The sequence below is a fragment of the Haloferula chungangensis genome, from assembly GCF_042664875.1.
Classification (GTDB): domain Bacteria; phylum Verrucomicrobiota; class Verrucomicrobiia; order Verrucomicrobiales; family Akkermansiaceae; genus Haloferula; species Haloferula chungangensis.
The window spans coordinates 147,223-165,997 of record NZ_JBHTBS010000006.1; the positions used below are offsets into that span (position 1 = coordinate 147,223).

Here is an 18,775-nt window from a genome sequence, read left to right on the forward strand (position 1 = left end):
CCCATTGATTTGATGACTCGCGTATTTGTCAGCGGCTACTACGACATCATCCACGCCGGTCATCTTCAGTTTTTTGAGGAGGCCCGAGCCTTGGGTGACCACCTGACCGTCTCCTTTGCGGCGGAAGAGATCCTTTGGGAGCAGAAGGAACGCCGACCATCGATTCCAGATGACCACAAGAAGGTCCTTTTGGAAGGACTGAGGATGGTTGATGAGGTTGTCATCGGAACGAGCCCTGAGGAGGGACTGGAGTTCAGAGAGCATTTTCTTCGAATCCGACCGGACCTGTTAGTGGTGACCGAGGATGACAAGTATGGCGGAGTGAAGCAGGAACTGTGTGACCAGATCGGGGCGCGCTATGTGGTTCTGCCCAAGAGTCCTCCTCGCTTCAAATCCGTCTCCTCCTCATCGATCGTGCGCTGGATCCAGGCGCCCACCGAAGCGCCTCTGAGAGTGGACCTGGCAGGGGGCTGGCTGGATGTGCCGAGGTTTTCCCGGCCAGACGGCTACATCGTCAATTGCGCCATTTCCCCCCTCGTGACCCTCAAGCATTGGCCCTATGAAAAGCAGGCTGGCTTGGGAGGGAGTGGAGCCTGGGCTCTCTTGAATGGTCACGATGGGATCGATGCGGAACTCGACCTGGGAGTCGGCTGGCAGGATCCGGCGGTGATTCGCGAGACGGGTCTGTGCGTTTGGCGCTCGGGTCAGCGACCGGTCCTCGATTTCAAACACAATGGTGACAGCCTGCGTGGCAAGCTGGCGATTCTCTGGACCGGCAGCGATCATGATACGCCCGGAGCCGCTGACTTGCGGAGGGACTATGACATGATTGCCGAGTCGGGGAGGGTCGCCCGGGAAGGGGTGCTTCAATCGGACTTGGGAAGACTGGCCGAAGGAATCAATCTCTACCATCAGGCCCAACTGACCGAGGGCATGGATGCCCTGCCATCCATCGAAGGGGCGATTGCTCGAAAGTACTGCGGAGGAGGCCACGGAGGATACGCGCTCTACCTATTTTCAGATGAGTCCTCACGGAGCCAGGCACTCGGGGAAATGCCACTGTTGCGAGCCGTCGAGCCTTTCTATCGTCTCTAACACTCAATTGATCGCGGGAATCTTCATTCCCAAAAGTCCTCACTCTTTCGTTTTGGCAAAGATTTTGGGCCGCCGGTCTAACCCCAGAAAACAGAACAGATGAAACAACGCATACTTGTCGCCGGCGGTGGCGGATTTATCGGAGGCCAGCTGGCACGTGTCCTCCTTGAGCGGGGCCACGAGGTCGTGGTCGCGGATGTCAAACCCACGGAGCAGTGGTATCAACTCCACGAGGCAGCCGAGAACCTTGTCCTCAACCTCGAAGAAAAAGAGGCATGCTACGAGGCGACCAAAGGCTGCGACACGGTCTTCAACCTTGCCTGCAACATGGGCGGCATGGGCTTCATCGAGAACAACAAGGCGCTCTGCATGATCAGCGTTTTGATCAATACCCACATGCTGATGGCGGCCCGCGATCTGGGGGTGAAGAAGTATCTCTATTCCTCAAGTGCCTGCGTCTACAATGGCGAGAAGCAGACCGACGCCTCGGTGACCGCCCTCAAGGAGTCCGACGCGTATCCGGCGATGCCGGAGGATGGCTACGGTTGGGAAAAGCTGTTCTCCGAGCGGATGTGCCGCCACTTTTACGAGGACTACGGAGTCGATGTGCGGATTGTCCGCTTCCACAATGTCTACGGCCCCTTCGGCACCTGGGACGGCGGTCGCGAAAAGGCACCCGCAGCGATGTGCCGCAAGGTCATCGAAGCGATCGATTCCGGCAACCATGACATCGAGATCTGGGGCGACGGCGAGCAAACCCGTTCGTTCATGTACATCGATGACTGCGTGACCGGCCTCGACAAACTGATGGCCTCGGATTTCCGCGAACCGATCAATCTCGGTCGCAGCGAACTGGTCTCGATCAACCGCCTGCTCGACATCGTCGAGGAGATCGCCGGCGTGAAACTGAACCGCAAATACAAACTCGATGCCCCTCTGGGGGTGCGTGGCCGCAATAGCGACAACACCCTGATCAAGGAAAAGCTCGGCTGGGAACCTGAGGTCGATCTCGTCACGGGCATGAAGAAGACCTACGAGTGGATCAAGCAGGAGTTCGACAAGCGCAAGCGCGGCGAGCATGTGATTCAATAAGAAGTCCGATTGCGGTTAGATTAGATGTCCGATTCATCACAAAAGACCGTCATGGTCTCCGGCTGCTTCGATTTGTTGCACGCCGGGCATATCGCGTTTTTCGAAGAGGCATCCAGCTTCGGGAAGCTCATTGTCAGCGTCGGATCGGATGCGAATATTGCCATGCTCAAGGGCCGGCCTCCGCTCTTCAGCGAAGACGAGCGGGTCTACCTCGTTGGGCATGTCGACTGCGTTCACGAAGCACGGGTGGGAAGCGGTGTCGGGATGCTCGACTTCGAGCCCGATCTCATCGCCTTGAAACCGGATGTCTTCGTCGTCAACGAAGACGGCTACACACCCGCCAAGGAAGAGCTCTGCAAGCGCCTGGGCATTGAGTTCAAGGTGCTCGAGCGAAAGCCCGCCGCCGATTTCAAACCGCGCAGCAGCAGCGATTCGAAGGCCCGCAGTGAATTGCCCTACCGGCTGTGCATCGCCGGCGGATGGATGGACCAGCCGTGGGTTTCCGAGATGGCCGGCGGATCCGTCGTGGTGGCGAGACTCCAGCCGAATATCAAGTACATGGACCGCGCCGGGATGGCGACAAGCACCCGCCAAACGGCTGCCAAGCTCTGGGGCAAGGTCATGCCGACCTCAAACTTCGAGGAAGAGGGACGAGTGCTGTTTGCCTGCGAGAACCCGCCGGGCACCGAATACATTTCAGGATCGCAGGATGCGCTCGGCATGGTGCTTCCGGGCATCAATCGCCTGGTCTATGCCGGCGACTACTGGCCGGAGCGCATCGAAAGCTGCACCGATCCCGAAGTCGCCCAGTGGCTGCAAAGGGTGCTCCACCTGGTGCCAGTGGCCGAGCGGCCGGATGGCTACGATCCGCTGGTGGAAAAACATCTCGACGCCGAGTTCGCAGCCCGACTTGGGAAAGCGGGCGACCTCGCCTGGGAATCGATCCTCGCGAAGGATGCCGCCGGGCTCGGAAAGGCTCTCAACGAGACGCTGGAGTCATGGAAGCAACTGCTGCCCCACACCGTCAGCGATGAGTTGATGGAAACCCGCGCCCAGTTGAGCGAAGTGGCTCTGGGTTCCTGCTATTCGGGCTGCGGCGGTGGCTACCTGATGATGGTCAGCGAAGAGCCCGTGGAAAATGCCATCGACCTGCGCATCAGCCTGCCGGCGGTTGATTTTTGATCCGAGCTGATGAAAGTCGTAAAAGTCATTGGATTGCCGCTCGCCTGTACGGATTATGCGGGAGCGGTTGATTGGATCCTTCAGAAGGCGGCCGACGCCGCTACGGTAACTGCCGTAGAAGCTGCCAATACGCATGTGGCGGCCATGTATCGTCATGACGATGACTTTCGCGCAACGATGGATCGCTTCGATCTGATTGTTCCGGACGGGATGCCGCTTGTGTGGTCTCTCAATTTGCAGCTCGATGAGCGGCATCAATTGCGTGATCGGGTTTATGGTCCCTCGCTGATGCTTGAGACGATCAAAGCGACGCAGAATCTACCCCGCTACCGACACTTTTTATTCGGAGGCAAGGAAAGCACCCTCGACAAACTAACAGGCAAGTTTGGTCACGATTTCCCCGGCTCCGTGATTGCAGGGAGTTATTCACCACCCTTTGGTGAATGGCCGGACGATGAGATTGATCGCATCTGTGAAAAGATCAGGGAGTCTGGTGCCAATCTGATCTGGGTCGGTCTCGGCTGTCCCAAGCAGGAGCACTGGATCTCGCGAAACAAGCACCGCTTGCCGCCTGGAGTTTACTTTGGAATAGGAGCTGCTTTTGCCTTTCATGCGGGCGAGGTCTCACAGGCTCCTGCGATCATGCAGAAGTGCGGTCTCGAGTGGATTTATCGAATCGCTGCCGAACCGCGCCGACTCTTCAAGCGATACTTGGTTCACAACAGTCTTTTCGTCGCCTATTCCGTTCTCGATCATTCGAGGGGCGCTTGATGGAATGATGGATCAAATAAGAACCGCATCTCCTCTTTTCAAGATTACGAATCCAAGTTTAGCATCGATTATGAGCACCGACATTCACCCGCACGCCACCCTGCCTCGCCACGCCAAGGAAGTCCTCCTTGGCCAGAAAGGTTGCGTCCTTTGGTTCTGCGGACTTTCGGGATCAGGAAAATCCACGATTGCCGGCGCGCTTGAACACGTGCTCCACGACAAAGGCCGCTTCTGCATTCGCCTCGATGGCGACAACCTTCGAACGGGGCTGAATGGCAACCTGGGATTCAGCGACGACGACCGTCTCGAAAACATCCGTCGCACGGCGGAACTGGCCAAGCTCCTCGCGAGCAACGGCGTCATCGTGCTGTGCTCCTTGATCACCCCTCGGGGTGCCTTCCGCGATCTGGCGCGTGGCATCCTTGGACGCGATTTTTCCGAAATCTACGTCAAGGCCAACTACGCCACCTGCGAAGCCCGCGATCCCAAAGGGCTCTACGCCAAGGCAGGGAAGGGAGAAGTCGCCAACTTCACCGGCCGCGACAGCGCCTTCGAAGAGCCTCAAGAGCCTGACCTGGTCCTCGATACGGAAGCCCTGAGCATCGAGGACTCCACTTTCGAAGTCCTCGAATACCTTCGAAACAAAGGCATCGCCTTGTAATCCTTACTAACTTACCCAAGTAACTCCTTATTTCTTGCAATGATTTCGTCGGGGCGCTTTCCTGCGCCCCGTCACCGCTGCGATGAATCGCGGCCATTCAACCGGTCCCCTGATTATGCCGAACTACCAACTTTCCCACCTCGACCAACTCGAAGCCGAGGCGATTTTCATCCTTCGCGAAACTGCCGCCCAGTTCGAAAGACCAGGCCTGCTCTTTTCAGCCGGTAAGGACTCGATCGTCATGGCATGGATCGCTCGCAAAGCATTCCACCCGGCCCGCATGCCCTTCCCGCTGGTCCACGTCGACACCGGACACAATTTCCCGGAGACCATCACTTACCGCGATGAGTTCGCCGAAAACATGGGTGCCCGCCTGGTGATCGGATCCGTCCAGGAGTCCATCGACAAAGGCCGCGTCGCCGAGGAAACCGGAGCCGATGCTTCCCGTAACCGACTTCAGACCACGACCCTGCTCGATACCATCGAGGAGCATCAGTTCGACGCCGTGCTCGGTGGTGGCCGCCGCGACGAGGAAAAGGCGCGAGCCAAAGAGCGCTTCTTCTCCCACCGCGATGACTTCGGCCAATGGGACCCGAAGAACCAGCGCCCCGAATTGTGGAACCTCTTCAACGGCCGCAAGCAGCAAGGCGAGCACTTCCGCATCTTCCCGCTGTCCAACTTCACCGAAATGGATATCTGGATGTATATGAAGCGCGAGAACATCGTCCTGCCGAGCCTCTACTACGCCCACGAACGCGACACCGTCACCCGCAACGGCACGATCCTCGCCGTCAGCGAATTCGTCCAGCCGCGCGAAGGCGAAACGGTTGAGCGCAAGTTGATCCGTTTCCGCACCATGGGCGATGCCACCATCACCGGAGCCGTGGAATCCAGCGCCGACACCATGGACAAGATCATCGAAGAAGTCGCCGCCGCCCGCCAGACCGAGCGCGGCAACCGCGCCGACGACAAGCGCTCCGAAACCTCAATGGAAGACCGCAAGAAAGAGGGCTATTTCTAAGCGCCTACGGCGCTGAAATAGCCGGTGTTTCCGTGCTTCGGGTTTTCGGTATTTCAGTAAAGGCAGACGCACTCAGCACTAAAGGCCATGGTCAATTCTTGGAGAGAACTGGAAGTTTATCAGAACGTGTGTGCGTTGCAGCAGGCCGTAATCCAGGAGTCGAGAACTTGGCCGAAGGAAGAGACATACTCGCTCATTGATCAGATCCGCCGGTCGTCTCGATCTGTTGGCGCAAATATTGCGGAAGCCTGGGCCAAGCGCCGCTATCCCGCACATTTTCTCTCCAAACTCAGCGACTCCGACGGCGAACTCCAGGAAACCATCCATTGGCTACTATCGGCCACTGACTGCGGCTATTTGCCGTCTGATCGTGCTGAGGCGCTCATTGAGTCCGCCGAACACATTGGAAAGCAACTCGGAGTCATGATGAACCGACATAAGTCATTTTGCTTCTGACGGAAGCACCGCTTCCCGAAACACAGAAACACCGAAGCCCGGAAACACCGAGGCCCGGAAACACAGAAACACTCACCTCCTCCCCAACTAGACATGGACCTTCTCAGATTCACCACCGCCGGTTCCGTCGACGACGGAAAATCCACCCTTATCGGCCGCCTTCTCTATGACTCCAAGTCGATCTTCGAAGATCAGCTTGAAGCGGTTGAGGAAAGCTCACGCCGCCGCGGCGATGAACACGTCAACCTCGCGCTTCTAACCGACGGCCTCAAGGCCGAACGTGAACAGGGCATCACCATCGATGTGGCCTACCGCTACTTCGCCACGCCGAAACGCAAGTTCATCATCTCCGATACGCCGGGTCACATCCAGTACACCCGGAACATGGTGACCGGCGCCTCAACCGCCAACCTCGCGATCATCCTCATCGATGCCCGTAAGGGCGTGATTGAGCAGACCAAGCGCCACAGCTTCATCGCCAACCTGCTTCGCATCCAGCACGTCGCCGTCTGCATCAACAAGATGGACCTCGTCGACTACGACGAAGAAGTCTACAAGAAGATCGTCAAGGACTACGAGTCCTTCGCCTCGCGCCTCGACAACATCGTCGACATCACCCCGATCCCGATCTCCGCACTGAATGGCGACAACGTCGTCGATAAGTCCGAGAACATGCCCTGGTATCAGGGCCCGTCCCTTCTCTATCATCTTGAGAATGTCTACGTCGGTGGTGAGGAGAACCACGTCGATGCGCGCTACCCCGTGCAGTGGGTGATCCGCCCGCAGAGTGACGAATGGCACGACTTCCGCGGCTATGCCGGCCGCGTCGCCGGTGGCGTCTTCAAGCCTGGCGACGACATCACGGTTCTGCCATCCGGTTTCAATACCAAGATCAAGGCGATCCATAGCACCGATGGAGAGCTCGACGAAGCCTTCGCCCCTCAGAGCGTGACCATCACGCTCGCTGACGAGATCGACATCTCGCGCGGCGACATGATCGTCAAACAGAACAACCCGCCAAAAGTCTCCCAGGACCTGGAAGCGATGATCTGCTGGTTCTCGAACAAGCCGATGGCCTCGCGCGCCAAGCTCGTGCTCCGTCACACAACCCGCGAAATGCAGGCCGTGATCCGTGACGTGAAGTATCTCGTCGACATCAACACCCTGCACAAGGTTGAGGGCGTGGACAGTTTCGCGATGAACGACATCGGCCGCGTCACCCTCCGCACCGCGAGCCCCGTCATTCACGACAGCTACCGCCGCAACCGCAACACCGGCTCCTTCATCCTCGTCGACCCCGGCACCAATGAGACCGTCGCGGCAGGGATGATTGTGTAGGAAAAGCTAGAGGCGAAATGGCCAGCGAGGGTTCAAGCGCCCAGCTGGTTCGTCCTGGACGCGAGGGATCCTCGCCTCCCTTGTGTTGAATAGGGAGGCAATGTTCGAATTGCCGAGGGGCGGAAAGCTTCACGGAGATTCGGACTAATGTCAGGTTCGCCCACTGAGGACCCTAATCTAAGTAAGATCGAGTAGAAATTCAAAGCAGTTCCTGGGTCCTAGCTTTCGATCAATGCCAGAAAACAATGACTAAAAGATTTGCAGGTCTCGATCAGTGGCGCGGCTTCGCAATGGTGCTGGTACTAATAAACCATGGGCTTAAGCATACAGGTTGGGTTGAAGGCTTAGGTAGGTCAGGCGTGAACCTCTTTTTCGTAATTTCGGGATTACTCACGGCACTGAGTATCAAGTCTCTTGTGAATAAGAAAGAAAACTACTTTCTTAAGCTACCTCTAAAGCGATTGTGGAGACTGTACCCTGTTCTCATCATATATTTCATAATTTTGTGGGCTCTAGGGAGCATTTCTGGAAACCCGATCGACGACGAAGTTTCGCTCCTTTACCCTTTTTATTGTAATTATCTTCCCAGTAGGGGGTTTGGAGTTCATCACATCTGGAGTATAACGTGCGAACTGCATTTCTATTTTCTTAGCCCAATTCTATTTTGGTTAGGCACGACTCTCGGAAGATCTGGAAAATTTCTAATGGGTGCATTGCTCCTGGGGTTAACATGCTGCATGGGTCTAAATTTCCTAGTCTCGAAAGGATTGTTTCCGATTCTGGAGCCACATTTTATCAATAAATACACTACCCACGTGGCAGTTTGGCCAATGTTGTTGGGATTTTGCTTTGTTTTGTACCCAATGTCGATTCTGTCCTCGTTTGGAAAGCATTTGGAAGTATTCCAGTGGAAGTTGATAATTTTCTCAGTAGTGGCTCTATTTGGAGTTTTGCTCATAAAGCAGAGTGGGGCCACTGTCCTGGTGGGCTTGCTATTGATTCCTGGGCTGCTTGTAACATACATAAATAAACTATCGCTAAATGGATGGGCGGGCCAAGGATTGGATTGGATTGGAAAAAGAACATACTCGATTTATCTAATTCAGCAGACCCTAACCTTGGATCTTCCGCTCGATGACTCATGGAAACCATTTGGAGCCCTACTAGCGATTCCAGCTGGAGGTGTATTTTATTGGGCGCTTGAGTCAAGATTTCTCGGGACTCCCAAATTCATCAGGTAATGTCTGTAGAAATACCAAAGGTAATCCGTCCTCTTACTCGTCTAGTAGTGCTATCAGCAATAATTGGCGGTGCCGTTTTAGTGTGGTTTCTCCTAACTAAATGCTTTCTAGAGCGCGAAGGATATCACCGCGTGAACCCTGTGACAAAATTAGTCTCAGAGAAACACGAAAGTATTAGAGCTTCTGATGATGTGATTCTTTTTGGTGATTCAAGGGTAGACCAGTGGTGCAATTTGCCTTTCAGTGCGACCAGCAAGATTGGAATCGGAGGGGCGACGGCTGCAGAACTAGCGTGGGGTCTTGACTCCGTGCTTGAAGGAAAATTTTCCCAGATTGCTTATGTCCAATGTGGTATTAACGATCTTAAGTATCTGGGAGTGATGGAGGGTGATTTCGAGAACTCCGTAAAGCGATGTGTAGGTGATATCCAGAAAATTGCTAAGAGACTTAAAGCACTTGGTGCTGAATCAGTCGTGGTTATAGGAATATTTCCGATCGGCGAAATCCCCATTGTGAGAAAGCCATTTTGGAGTGACGAGATTGATGCAGCGAGGTTGGAAGTAAATAAACTTCTAAGCGAGCAGTCAGGTGAATATGAATACATTGACTGTGATGATGTGCTAAATGATGCTTCATGTTTTAGAGATGAACTTCACTTGAGTCCGATGGGGTATGAACGAGTAAACCGGGTAGTGAGAGCTTCACGTAAGTGAGAACGCACAATATTTTGCTAACACCCAGAAAATGTTTCGTGTTTGGTCTCGAGAATACTAGGGTAGTTCCGGAAGCCTAGTGCAAGTGGAAATGTGACCAAGAGAATACGTTCGTCTGATTCTAAGTTTGAAACACGATATGCTCAGGAAGTCTCAGATCAAAGAATCATTGTTAGTTTTTGCCCACGTCCCGCCCCCGGATCACGGGCAAAGCCGGATGATTGCTCTTATGCTCGATGCGCTAGGAAGGGGAATGTTTCCTCTACCAGTTCATCATGTCGATGCTCGGTATTCAATGGAGCTCAGAGGCGTTGGTGCCTTAAGTCTGAAGAAGCTAAGTTTAATTCTTCGCTACATCATTCAGGCGATTAGGATTAAACGCAAGTTTGGAACTAGAACCTTTTATTATGTTCCGGGACCCGTAAAATGGAGCGCCGTCATCCGGGATTGGATAACATTAGGGGTTCTGAGGAGGTTTTTCCCAACCACAGTCCTCCATTGGCACGCTATAGGGCAAGGTGCTTGGGCTGCAGGGTCAGAAGAAGTCGCTCTACCTGGCCCGAAATGGATGGATAGCGTAGGTAGATCACTCAGTAAGTTGGTACTAAAGAATCCTGACCTTTCGATTTGTGTCGCTACCACTACTCAGGATGACGCGTCGGCTGTCTTCTCTAGAAAGGTGGAAGTTGTTTCTAATGGTATTAAAGATCCATGCCCGGGAGTTGCTGAAGGTATCGCCTCCGGGAGAGTAGCGAGATTTAGGGAAATAGGAGAACGATCTAGTGTAATTCGATTATTGTTCCTCAGTCATGGAACCGAAGAAAAGGGCTTATTTGACGCGCTGGAATGCATTGAAAGTTGGCTCAAAACCGATGAGAAACAACGTTCCATCTCACTGAGTTTAGCGGGCGGAATTTCGCCCGAATGTGAGCTCCGCTTTACCAAAGCCATTCTAAGAATTCGAGAGCGTTTCAGCGACCGCTTTGCACTAGAGGAGCTTGGATTCATTGAGCAACAGGAGAAGGCTGATGCTTTCGGAACTAATGACATCTTCCTCGCGCCGAGTCGATGGGAGAGTTTTGGTATCGGCGTTGTGGAGGCAATGGCCTGGTCAATGCCTATTGTCGCCTCCTTTTCTAAGGGAGTGACCGGAGTTCTCCCAAGCCGCTACCCTTATGGTGCCCCTGTAGCGGACCCAGAAGGGTTGGCCAAAGCTCTCGGTCGCTGTGTTGAAGATCTTAGTACCGAACGCGGTGATCACTGGCCAAGAACCTTGAGAGCGAGATTCGAGAAGAATTTTGGTATCGACCTTTTCAATAAACGGATTTCTGAAGTACTTGTAAATAGCTGCGACCAGGACATAGATCAGAATCGAGTTAAAGCTACCTGTTGATATGAATGGAGGAACCTTCGCTCGTAGTCTCGCGAGACTTGTCGGGACTAGATTAGTTGACCGATCTACAGGAACCTATCTCGGACATGCCATAATCCTTACTTGGAAAGGTAGAGTCTGGGTTATAGGGTACACTGGCTACAAGCCTTTACGTGCAGTCGCAGTGCCATCGCGGAAATTATCGTATTGGCGTCTGGAAATCCGCTTCGAAGGACCTCAAGAGCCGGATTTTCCTCGTCTTGTTAAAAGTGGCGATAGAACTCGAAATAATAATAACGCATGAGTGACGCAAAGATTGCGCTTGTACTTCTAAGTCATGAAAGGGCCGAACGTGTTAACCGAATGGTTGATAGATGGCGAAGTATTACTCGGCCGTATTTGATCGTCGTTGCGTTTGGAGGTGATGCAAGCGAGTTTGAGTCGATTAAAGGTCGAAAAGTTTTCGTGGATGATTCTCGTCTACGAACAACAGACCATCAGCGTGAGCGGCAGAGCTACACTGAAGTACTGCGAAAATCGGTCCAATCTATTGCGGACGACGATTGGGATGCTCTTTATTTGGCTGAGTTTGACATGCTTCCAATAGTTAGCGATCTTTGGAAGAGGTTGGAGCAGCGAGCAGAAGCTGAAAATGCTGATCTATTAGGACACAGGGTTTGGAGGGTTGACGGAACTTTTCATCCTCATTACTCTAACCTAGCAACTGCACCGGAATGGTTTGAGTGGATAAGAACGTTTTCGATAAGAGAGGAATCTGCAGTTGTTCTGAGTTGTATGGGATGTGGACAACGCTGGAGGCGGGAAGCTATTCAAGCGGTTGTCGACATAGGAGAACCCGTCCGTGCCTATTTGGAACTCCATCTTCCGACCGCAGCCCATCATCTTGGCTACCGAGTGCGTGGTTTATCCGACCAAGACCAGTTTGTTAGCAGCGACCAACTTGCGACTAGCGCCATCCCATCAATGAAGCAAAATGGTGCATGGGTTGTCCATCCTGTCAAAGGAGAGTGGGCGTAGCTTGGAGAGCAAAGCAATCCCGCTTTTATCCTTTCTAGATCTTACACTAAGAAGAAAAAGGCTATCGGCCTACTCTAATAAAATCATGGAATTCATTGACCTGAAAGCGCAACAAGCGCGTATTAAGCCTGAAATCGACCGCCGTATCGCAACAGTGCTTGAGCACGGCCGTTATATCATGGGCCCCGAAGTGGGCGAACTCGAGCAACATCTTGCGGAATATGTTGGTGTCGATTACTGTATTTCCGCAGCGAGCGGCACCGATTCCCTGCTTATCGCCCTGATGGCTCTCGGGGTGGGTTACGGGGACGAGGTGATCACCGTTCCTTATACCTGGATTTCAACGGCCGAAGTCATCTCCTTGCTTGGGGCTAAGCCTGTATTTATTGATATCGAAAATGATAGCTGGAACATGGATCCTAACCTTTTGGAGGCTGCCATCACAGACAGAACCAAGGCCATCATGCCAGTTGGGATCTATGGCCAGACGGCGGACATGACGGCGATTAATGAAATTGCAGATCGTCATGGGCTTCCGGTTATTGAGGATGGCGCGCAGTCTTTTGGTGCCACTCACCACGGGAAGAAATCATGTGCACTCTCGCTTGTTGGTAGCACCTCATTTTTTCCTAGTAAACCACTCGGAGGATACGGTGATGGGGGTGCTCTATTCACGAACGACGAGGAACTTGCGAAGAAGATGGGACAGATCCGTCTTCACGGTCAGGAGAAGAAACATCACCATCCTATTCTTGGCCTCAACGGTCGACTCGATACTCTCCAGGCTGCCATCATATTACCAAAGCTTGGAATTTTTGATGATGAGATTAAAAAACGGCAACGGGTTGCGAAACGATATATCGATACTTTGAGCAATTCATCTCAAGAAGTCACCGTTCCTTGTGTAACCGAAGGTAACACCTCGGTGTGGGCGCAATTCACTATTCTTTCTCCTGATCGTGATGCTTTTGCCGCCCGTCTTGGAGAGAGAAATATACCAACCGTGAGCTACTACTCCGTGCCACTACATCTCCAACCCGTCTTCGCAGGTTTAGGTTACAAACTTGGAGATTTTCCTGTGTCGGAACTGGTGGCCAAGCAAGGACTATCCCTGCCTATGAATCCCTACCTTAGCGAAACAGAGATCGACCAGGTCTGCGACTCCCTCACGTAAGAGTTAAACTCTTCCGCCGAACCCTTTGCCAAACAATTTCATGGTAGCGAAAATCCATCCTAGCGCCATTGTCGACGATGACGTTACCCTAGGAAGTGGTACCTGCATCTGGCATTTTTCCCATATCTGCAGCGGTGCCCGAATCGGAGAGAATTGTAGTTTTGGCCAGAACACTATGGTCGCCAACAACGTCACCGTCGGAAACAACGTTAAAGTTCAAAACAACGTCGCCATCTACACCGGCACCACGGTCGAAGATGATGTTTTTCTCGGTCCGTCCTGCGTCCTCACAAACGTCAGTAACCCACGTTCTCAGGTCAGCCGTCGCAGACTCTACGAAAAGACGCTGATCCGCCGCGGTGCCACGGTTGGAGCAAATGCCACGATCGTCTGCGGCATCACCCTCGGACGCTACTGCTTCATCTCCGCCGGTGCCGTTGTCACGAAGGATGTGCCGGACTACGCTATGATCCTCGGAGTCCCCGGACGACAACGCGGCTGGATGTCACGCCACGGGCATCCTCTCAATGAGCGCAATGCGGGTGGAGAACTCGTTTGTCCCGAGAGCGGCTACCGCTATTTAGAAAAGGAGGGGCGACTCCGTTGTCTGGATCTCGATGAAGAAAGTCCATTGCCACCGAACCTTGCATGCGGGCAGAAGGCCTATCGCGAATTTTAATCTGACATAATTATCAAATGGAATTGATCGAAAAAATCAAAAGCAAGAAAGCTCTCATCGGAATTGTAGGCCTCGGCTATGTAGGGCTTCCACTTGGCCTGGGATTCATCGCTAAAGGCCATCGGGTTCTCGGTCTAGATATTGATTCAAAGAAGACCGCTGCGATTCTTTCAGGTTCGTCCTATATTGAACATATTGATGCCCAACCGATTGCCGATGGCGTAAAGTCAGGTCTTCTTGATGCGACCACCGATTTTGCCCGAGCAGGCGAATGTGATGCGCTGATCCTTTGCGTCCCTACTCCACTCAGTGATCATCATGAGCCTGATTTAAGCTATGTGCTAAATACCCTTGAGTTCCTTCTCCCTTATCTGAGAAGGGATCAAGTAATCTCACTAGAATCAACAACTTACCCGGGAACTACTGATGAGGAGCTCCGGCCGCGTATTGAGAACCTGGGCCTAACTGTAGGTAAGGACATTTTTCTCGTCTATTCGCCAGAACGGGAAGATCCTGGCAATGCCCATTTTTCCTCCGTCAACATCCCAAAGGTTATGGGGGGTTCCACTCCTGCTTGCGCCGAAGTTGGCCTCGCCCTCTACCAGGCAGTAGTTGAGCAGGTAGTCCCTGTATCCTCGACTCAGGTTGCCGAGTTTTCGAAGCTTCTCGAGAATATCTACCGCTCTGTCAACATCGGCTTAGCCAACGAGCTAAAAGTTGCCGCGGACAAAATGGGCATCGATATCTGGGAAGTCATCCAAGCAGCCGCGACGAAGCCATTTGGATTCAAGGCGTTCTACCCAGGTCCAGGTCTAGGTGGGCATTGTATCCCGATTGATCCGTTCTATCTCACATGGAAAGCCCGAGAGTTTGGTGTTCACACACGATTCATTGAACTCTCAGGTGAAATAAATGAAGCGATGCCGGCCTACGTGGTGCAAAAAACAGCACATGCTCTCAATACCCGGCAAAAATCGGTCAATGGTAGCCGAATCCTTATCCTCGGTCTTGCCTACAAAGAAAACGTTGACGACATGCGTGAGTCACCCACGTTTCACCTTATGGACGGACTTGATGAGCTCGGTGCTGAAGTCGACTACCATGATCCTCATATTCCTGAAATCATTCCGACCCGTGAACATGCCAAATGGACTGGTCGAAGATCTATCGAAATTACACCGACTACGCTTGCTTCCTATGATTGTGTGCTTATTTCGACTAACCACTCCCGCGTCGATTTGGTTGAAGTTGTAGCGAACTCGAGCCTGATCGTCGATACCCGGAATGCGATCGCCAGTGCTGGACTGGCTCCTAAGGAAGGTCAGCTTTTCAAAGCTTAATTTTGATAACCACTTTACTATGAGAATTGCCGTAATAGGAGCAGGAGTGTGGGGAAAGAATCTTGTCAAGAATTTGGGTGAACTTGGGGCACTAGCTGCGGTCGCCGACGCCGTTGATTCCAACCGGGAGTCGGTTCAGGAGAAGTATCCCGATTTGCCAGTCTACGAGAGCGGAGAAGAGCTCTTAGGAAAGGAAGAGCTCGATGCAGTTGCTATCGCAACCCCACCGCATACCCACTGCGCCATCGCACTTGCCGCAATGAAAATGGGACTAGATGTATTTGTGGAAAAGCCGATGACACTCGACCCTGCCGAGGCCGAGACGATGGCTGACTACGCTAAGGAGAAAGGACGAATTCTTATGGTGGGACACCTACTTCTCTACCAGCCCGCCATTTCATTCATTAAGGAGTATATCGATAGCGGGAAACTCGGGAGGATCCGCACCTTAACACAGCGCCGTTCAAAACTTGGACGTGTCCGATCCATTGAAAACGTACTTTGGTCATTCGGAGTTCACGATGTCGCGGTTCTCCTCCATCTTGCAGGAGAAGAACCTACTGAAGTCGTTTCGTTTGGGCATTCAGGCATTTCACCAAACATTGAAGATGATTACCACCTGCATCTTAGCTTCCCCTCAGGCATCAAAGCGAATCTTCACAACTCATGGCTCTGGCCAAGGGTCGAGCGGGAACTCATTATTACAGGAGAGAAAGGCATCCTCGTTTTCGATGAGGTCCACTCTCAGGTCATTCTACATAAGAAAACCGTAACTGAAGATCTCGCCCATCACGACCAGGGCAACGAAGTGATCTTTGAGGGGCATGATCAGCCGCTACGCTTGGAGCTCGAACACTTCATTGACTGTTGTTGTACTCGAGATGAGCCCATATCGGGGTCATCAAATGGGGTGGCATGCGTCAACGTTCTATCCCGAGCGACAAAATAGCGGATGGTTTAGACGAATCTTGTTTTTGCTCATCACTTTGGATGAGCAATTGATTTCGAGTTTCGAGTGTTCAGTTCTCTCTACAGCTTGGCCGCGCACCTAGAGGTAAATGAGTGAATTGATACGACGTCTTCTGCGATCTAACTATTGGAATGCGGTAGCAAAACTAGCAGGAGCGACAGGGGTTGCCCAACTTATTGGCTTTGTTACAAGTCTTTTTGTAGCGCGGCTCTATACGCCGGAGATGACCGGGGTTCTTGGTGTTGTTCTTGCAATTGTTGGAATTGTATCGCCACTAGCTGCACTTAGATATGAAATGGCAATCCCTTTAGTAAGGGAGGAGAAAGACGCTAGATATCTCCTAAGAATATGTATAGCGATGGCTGTATTTGTTGCTATCGCAAGTACGTTCTACATTCTCCTATTGTTGTTGAGGCCAGACTTCGCGCCAGCCGACGACCTAGGATCATACGTATGGTTTCTTCCCGTTCTTATTCTAGGGAATGGAATTTTGAATTGTCTGAGGTTCTGGTGCAATCGGGCAGCAGACTTTGCGCTTCTATCTCGAATAAGGATCGGATCTGCCGTTGGAACGGGTCTCACAGTGGTTCCATTTGCATGGATTCTAGGTGGTGATAGCACTTGGTTATTTGTCGGCCAAATCGTTTCATTATCAATTGGAATATTTCTCGTTGTTTCGCACTTTGGCCTATGGAGGCCGTCACTAAAGTTCGAGAAAATAGGAGGCCTCTCCCTATTACGAGAGTATAGGCAGTTCCCCTTTTACAATGCTCCGCTGACTCTCCTGGATCAGTCCGCGGCCCTGTCACCCGCTCTTCTACTCGCAGCTTACTATTCTACAGCCACCACCGGGCAATTCAATCTAGCTATGCTAATTGTGAGGGTGCCCAGTGCCTTAATTGGAGCCGCAGTCGCACAAGTATTCTATTCCCGCGCAGCAGGGTTAAGGGATCAGCCTCAGGCGCTATCCCGTTTGGTCATCACGACCACTGTATTGCTTGTCGCGATTGCCGTTCCGATGATCTTCACGATATGGTTTTTCGGTGTGGACTTGTTCCTGCTAATTTTTAACCGGCAATGGCAACAGGCTGGTGAATTTTCAACAATATTGGTTTGGCCCGCTGCTCTCGCTTTAATCCTATCGCCGACAAGTATGCTTCCGTCTCTATTGAATTTGCAGCATCGCCAGTTAATGGTTGTGGGAAGTTCTTCGTTGCTACGCGTTGTCGTTCTGTGGATTGCATGTTTTTCGGTCAACGTGCATGAAGCGCTCTTTTGGTTCGCGATCACGGAAAGTATCGGACGTCTGGTTTATGCTGGATGGATCGCTCACGAGATGAGGTCTCGCCGGATCCCTTGCTAGGGAGTCTATAGATACTATTTTGAGGATGTATATAATTTCACTTTCACCTGTTCGATCAGATCCGAGGGTTCTGCGTCAAATTGAAAAACTGCAAGAAGTTTGCAATGTAAGAGTAGCTGGTTTTGGGGCAAATCCTGAGGTTTCTAGAAAGCGATTTCAGCATAGTTGGCTTTCTTTAGGCAGTTTCCCGCCTAAGCGTACGATTGGATTTGTATTCTATAGACTTTCGTGTCTTCTAGCAGGGATAGTCTATCCTTACGCGCACTGGCTTCTTTTTCGGATGACTGCCGCCTATAGAAACTGCATGAGTGATCTTAAACTCCACAGCCCTGATTGCATTCTGGCAAATGAGTGCGAAGCGCTGTTCATTGCGGCAGAGTATAAAAGCAAGGTGAATGATAGGGTGAAAATTATTTTTGATGCACACGAATATTACACAGATTCACATCGTTCTATAAAGTCGAGACTTTTGGGTGCCAGGCCTGCGGACGCGCTATTTAGAAATGTTCTTAAGCTCGCCAGCGCAAGAACAACAGTATGTGCTGAATTAGCAACCAGGTACTTTGAAGAGTATGGACATCGGTTCGGCGTTGTGAGAAATATTCCGATTCATTCCAAGCAATGTCTTGCGCTTCCTGATCGAGATTCCAACGACAAATGCGATGGAGTAATTCGATTGATTCATCATGGTGTCGCAAGCAGATCTCGAAGAATAGATGACATGATTCGAATCATCGCAAACACCGATATCCGCTATACTTTGGATCTCATGCTGGTGTCGGATCAACAATACCAGGAAGAATTAAGGAGATTAGCTATGGAAATCGCTCCAGGTAGGATTACCTTTGTTGATCCTGTCAAGACCGTTGAGATTGTTGAAACAATTAGGCGATATGATGGGGGGCTCTTTCTTATACCTCCTTTTTCCTTTAATGCAGAAATGTGCCTTCCAAATAAGCTTTTCGAGTTCATCCATGCTGGACTTGCTGTTTTTATTGGTCCTTCTCCAGCCATGGCCGATCTTGTGAGGAGTCATAGATGTGGTTTCGTGGCGAAAAGCTATGATTTCATGGACATGGTTGATCTATTGAATAGCACTAGTCGTTCCCAGATACAATCGGCACAAGCCATGAGTCAGAAGGCATCAGGTTTGATGTCTGGTGAGAATGAAATGGATAAGGCGCTAGAGTTGTGGTGTTCTGGGGGTTTAAGGATAGTGTCCGATGCGGGCGGGGAATTTACCCGCGGCTGCGGTTGAAGGGATCCCGC

The 18,775-nt window shown here is 51.9% G+C and carries 18 protein-coding genes; all 18 read left to right on the forward strand.

Going from position 1 to position 18,775, the window contains the following annotated elements; translation table 11 throughout:
- Nucleotides 1-12 precede the first annotated feature (12 nt).
- The 18 genes from ACFQY0_RS12720 (at nucleotide 13) to ACFQY0_RS12805 (ending at nucleotide 18,764) form a co-directional block, all read left to right on the forward strand.
- Entirely contained in the window at nucleotides 13-1,095 is a 1,083-nt protein-coding gene (locus tag ACFQY0_RS12720) for an adenylyltransferase/cytidyltransferase family protein (protein WP_379712939.1), read from the forward strand.
- Between the two features lie 99 nt (nucleotides 1,096-1,194).
- Complete coding sequence (locus tag ACFQY0_RS12725) at nucleotides 1,195-2,187, forward strand: NAD-dependent epimerase/dehydratase family protein (protein ID WP_379712941.1); 993 nt, start codon at nucleotides 1,195-1,197, stop codon at nucleotides 2,185-2,187.
- Nucleotides 2,188-2,211: 24 nt separating this feature from the next.
- Entirely contained in the window at nucleotides 2,212-3,369 is a 1,158-nt protein-coding gene (locus ACFQY0_RS12730) for an FAD synthase family protein (protein ID WP_379712943.1), read from the forward strand.
- 9 nt (nucleotides 3,370-3,378) lie between these two features.
- Nucleotides 3,379-4,140, forward strand: a complete 762-nt coding sequence (locus ACFQY0_RS12735) for a WecB/TagA/CpsF family glycosyltransferase (protein ID WP_379712945.1) — start codon at nucleotides 3,379-3,381, stop codon at nucleotides 4,138-4,140.
- A gap of 70 nt (nucleotides 4,141-4,210) precedes the next feature.
- Complete coding sequence (cysC, locus tag ACFQY0_RS12740; protein WP_379712947.1) at nucleotides 4,211-4,801, forward strand: adenylyl-sulfate kinase; 591 nt, start codon at nucleotides 4,211-4,213, stop codon at nucleotides 4,799-4,801.
- 115 nt (nucleotides 4,802-4,916) lie between these two features.
- Nucleotides 4,917-5,822 (forward strand): sulfate adenylyltransferase subunit CysD, encoded by a 906-nt coding sequence (gene cysD / locus ACFQY0_RS12745; protein WP_379712949.1) that lies wholly within the window; start codon nucleotides 4,917-4,919, stop codon nucleotides 5,820-5,822.
- An 87-nt stretch (nucleotides 5,823-5,909) separates the two neighbouring features.
- Nucleotides 5,910-6,278 (forward strand): four helix bundle protein, encoded by a 369-nt coding sequence (locus ACFQY0_RS12750; RefSeq protein WP_379712951.1) that lies wholly within the window; start codon nucleotides 5,910-5,912, stop codon nucleotides 6,276-6,278.
- A 93-nt stretch (nucleotides 6,279-6,371) separates the two neighbouring features.
- Entirely contained in the window at nucleotides 6,372-7,616 is a 1,245-nt protein-coding gene (cysN, locus tag ACFQY0_RS12755) for a sulfate adenylyltransferase subunit CysN (RefSeq protein ID WP_379712953.1), read from the forward strand.
- Nucleotides 7,617-7,861: 245 nt separating this feature from the next.
- Entirely contained in the window at nucleotides 7,862-8,857 is a 996-nt protein-coding gene (locus ACFQY0_RS12760; protein ID WP_379712955.1) for an acyltransferase family protein, read from the forward strand.
- Between the two features lie 131 nt (nucleotides 8,858-8,988).
- Complete coding sequence (locus tag ACFQY0_RS12765; RefSeq protein ID WP_379712957.1) at nucleotides 8,989-9,570, forward strand: SGNH/GDSL hydrolase family protein; 582 nt, start codon at nucleotides 8,989-8,991, stop codon at nucleotides 9,568-9,570.
- 127 nt (nucleotides 9,571-9,697) lie between these two features.
- Entirely contained in the window at nucleotides 9,698-10,963 is a 1,266-nt protein-coding gene (locus ACFQY0_RS12770; protein WP_379712959.1) for a glycosyltransferase family 4 protein, read from the forward strand.
- 279 nt (nucleotides 10,964-11,242) lie between these two features.
- Nucleotides 11,243-11,980 (forward strand): hypothetical protein, encoded by a 738-nt coding sequence (locus tag ACFQY0_RS12775; protein ID WP_379712961.1) that lies wholly within the window; start codon nucleotides 11,243-11,245, stop codon nucleotides 11,978-11,980.
- Between the two features lie 85 nt (nucleotides 11,981-12,065).
- A complete protein-coding gene (locus tag ACFQY0_RS12780) occupies nucleotides 12,066-13,154 on the forward strand; it encodes a DegT/DnrJ/EryC1/StrS family aminotransferase (RefSeq protein WP_379712963.1) in 1,089 nt (362 codons plus the stop codon).
- A 40-nt stretch (nucleotides 13,155-13,194) separates the two neighbouring features.
- On the forward strand, nucleotides 13,195-13,833 hold the full coding sequence (locus ACFQY0_RS12785) for an acyltransferase (RefSeq protein WP_379712965.1): 639 nt from the start codon (nucleotides 13,195-13,197) through the stop codon (nucleotides 13,831-13,833).
- Nucleotides 13,834-13,850: 17 nt separating this feature from the next.
- Nucleotides 13,851-15,173: a nucleotide sugar dehydrogenase gene (locus ACFQY0_RS12790; protein WP_379712967.1), complete on the forward strand. Its 1,323-nt coding sequence runs from the start codon at nucleotides 13,851-13,853 to the stop codon at nucleotides 15,171-15,173.
- Nucleotides 15,130-16,122 (forward strand): Gfo/Idh/MocA family protein, encoded by a 993-nt coding sequence (locus ACFQY0_RS12795; RefSeq protein WP_379712969.1) that lies wholly within the window; start codon nucleotides 15,130-15,132, stop codon nucleotides 16,120-16,122. The genes ACFQY0_RS12790 and ACFQY0_RS12795 overlap by 44 nt, the downstream gene beginning before the upstream one ends.
- 109 nt (nucleotides 16,123-16,231) lie before the next feature.
- A complete protein-coding gene (locus ACFQY0_RS12800; RefSeq protein ID WP_379712971.1) occupies nucleotides 16,232-17,506 on the forward strand; it encodes an oligosaccharide flippase family protein in 1,275 nt (424 codons plus the stop codon).
- 304 nt (nucleotides 17,507-17,810) lie between these two features.
- Nucleotides 17,811-18,764 carry a glycosyltransferase family protein gene (locus ACFQY0_RS12805; RefSeq protein WP_379712973.1) on the forward strand — a complete coding sequence of 318 codons (954 nt, stop codon included), beginning with the start codon at nucleotides 17,811-17,813 and terminating at the stop codon, nucleotides 18,762-18,764.
- Nucleotides 18,765-18,775 lie beyond the last annotated feature (11 nt).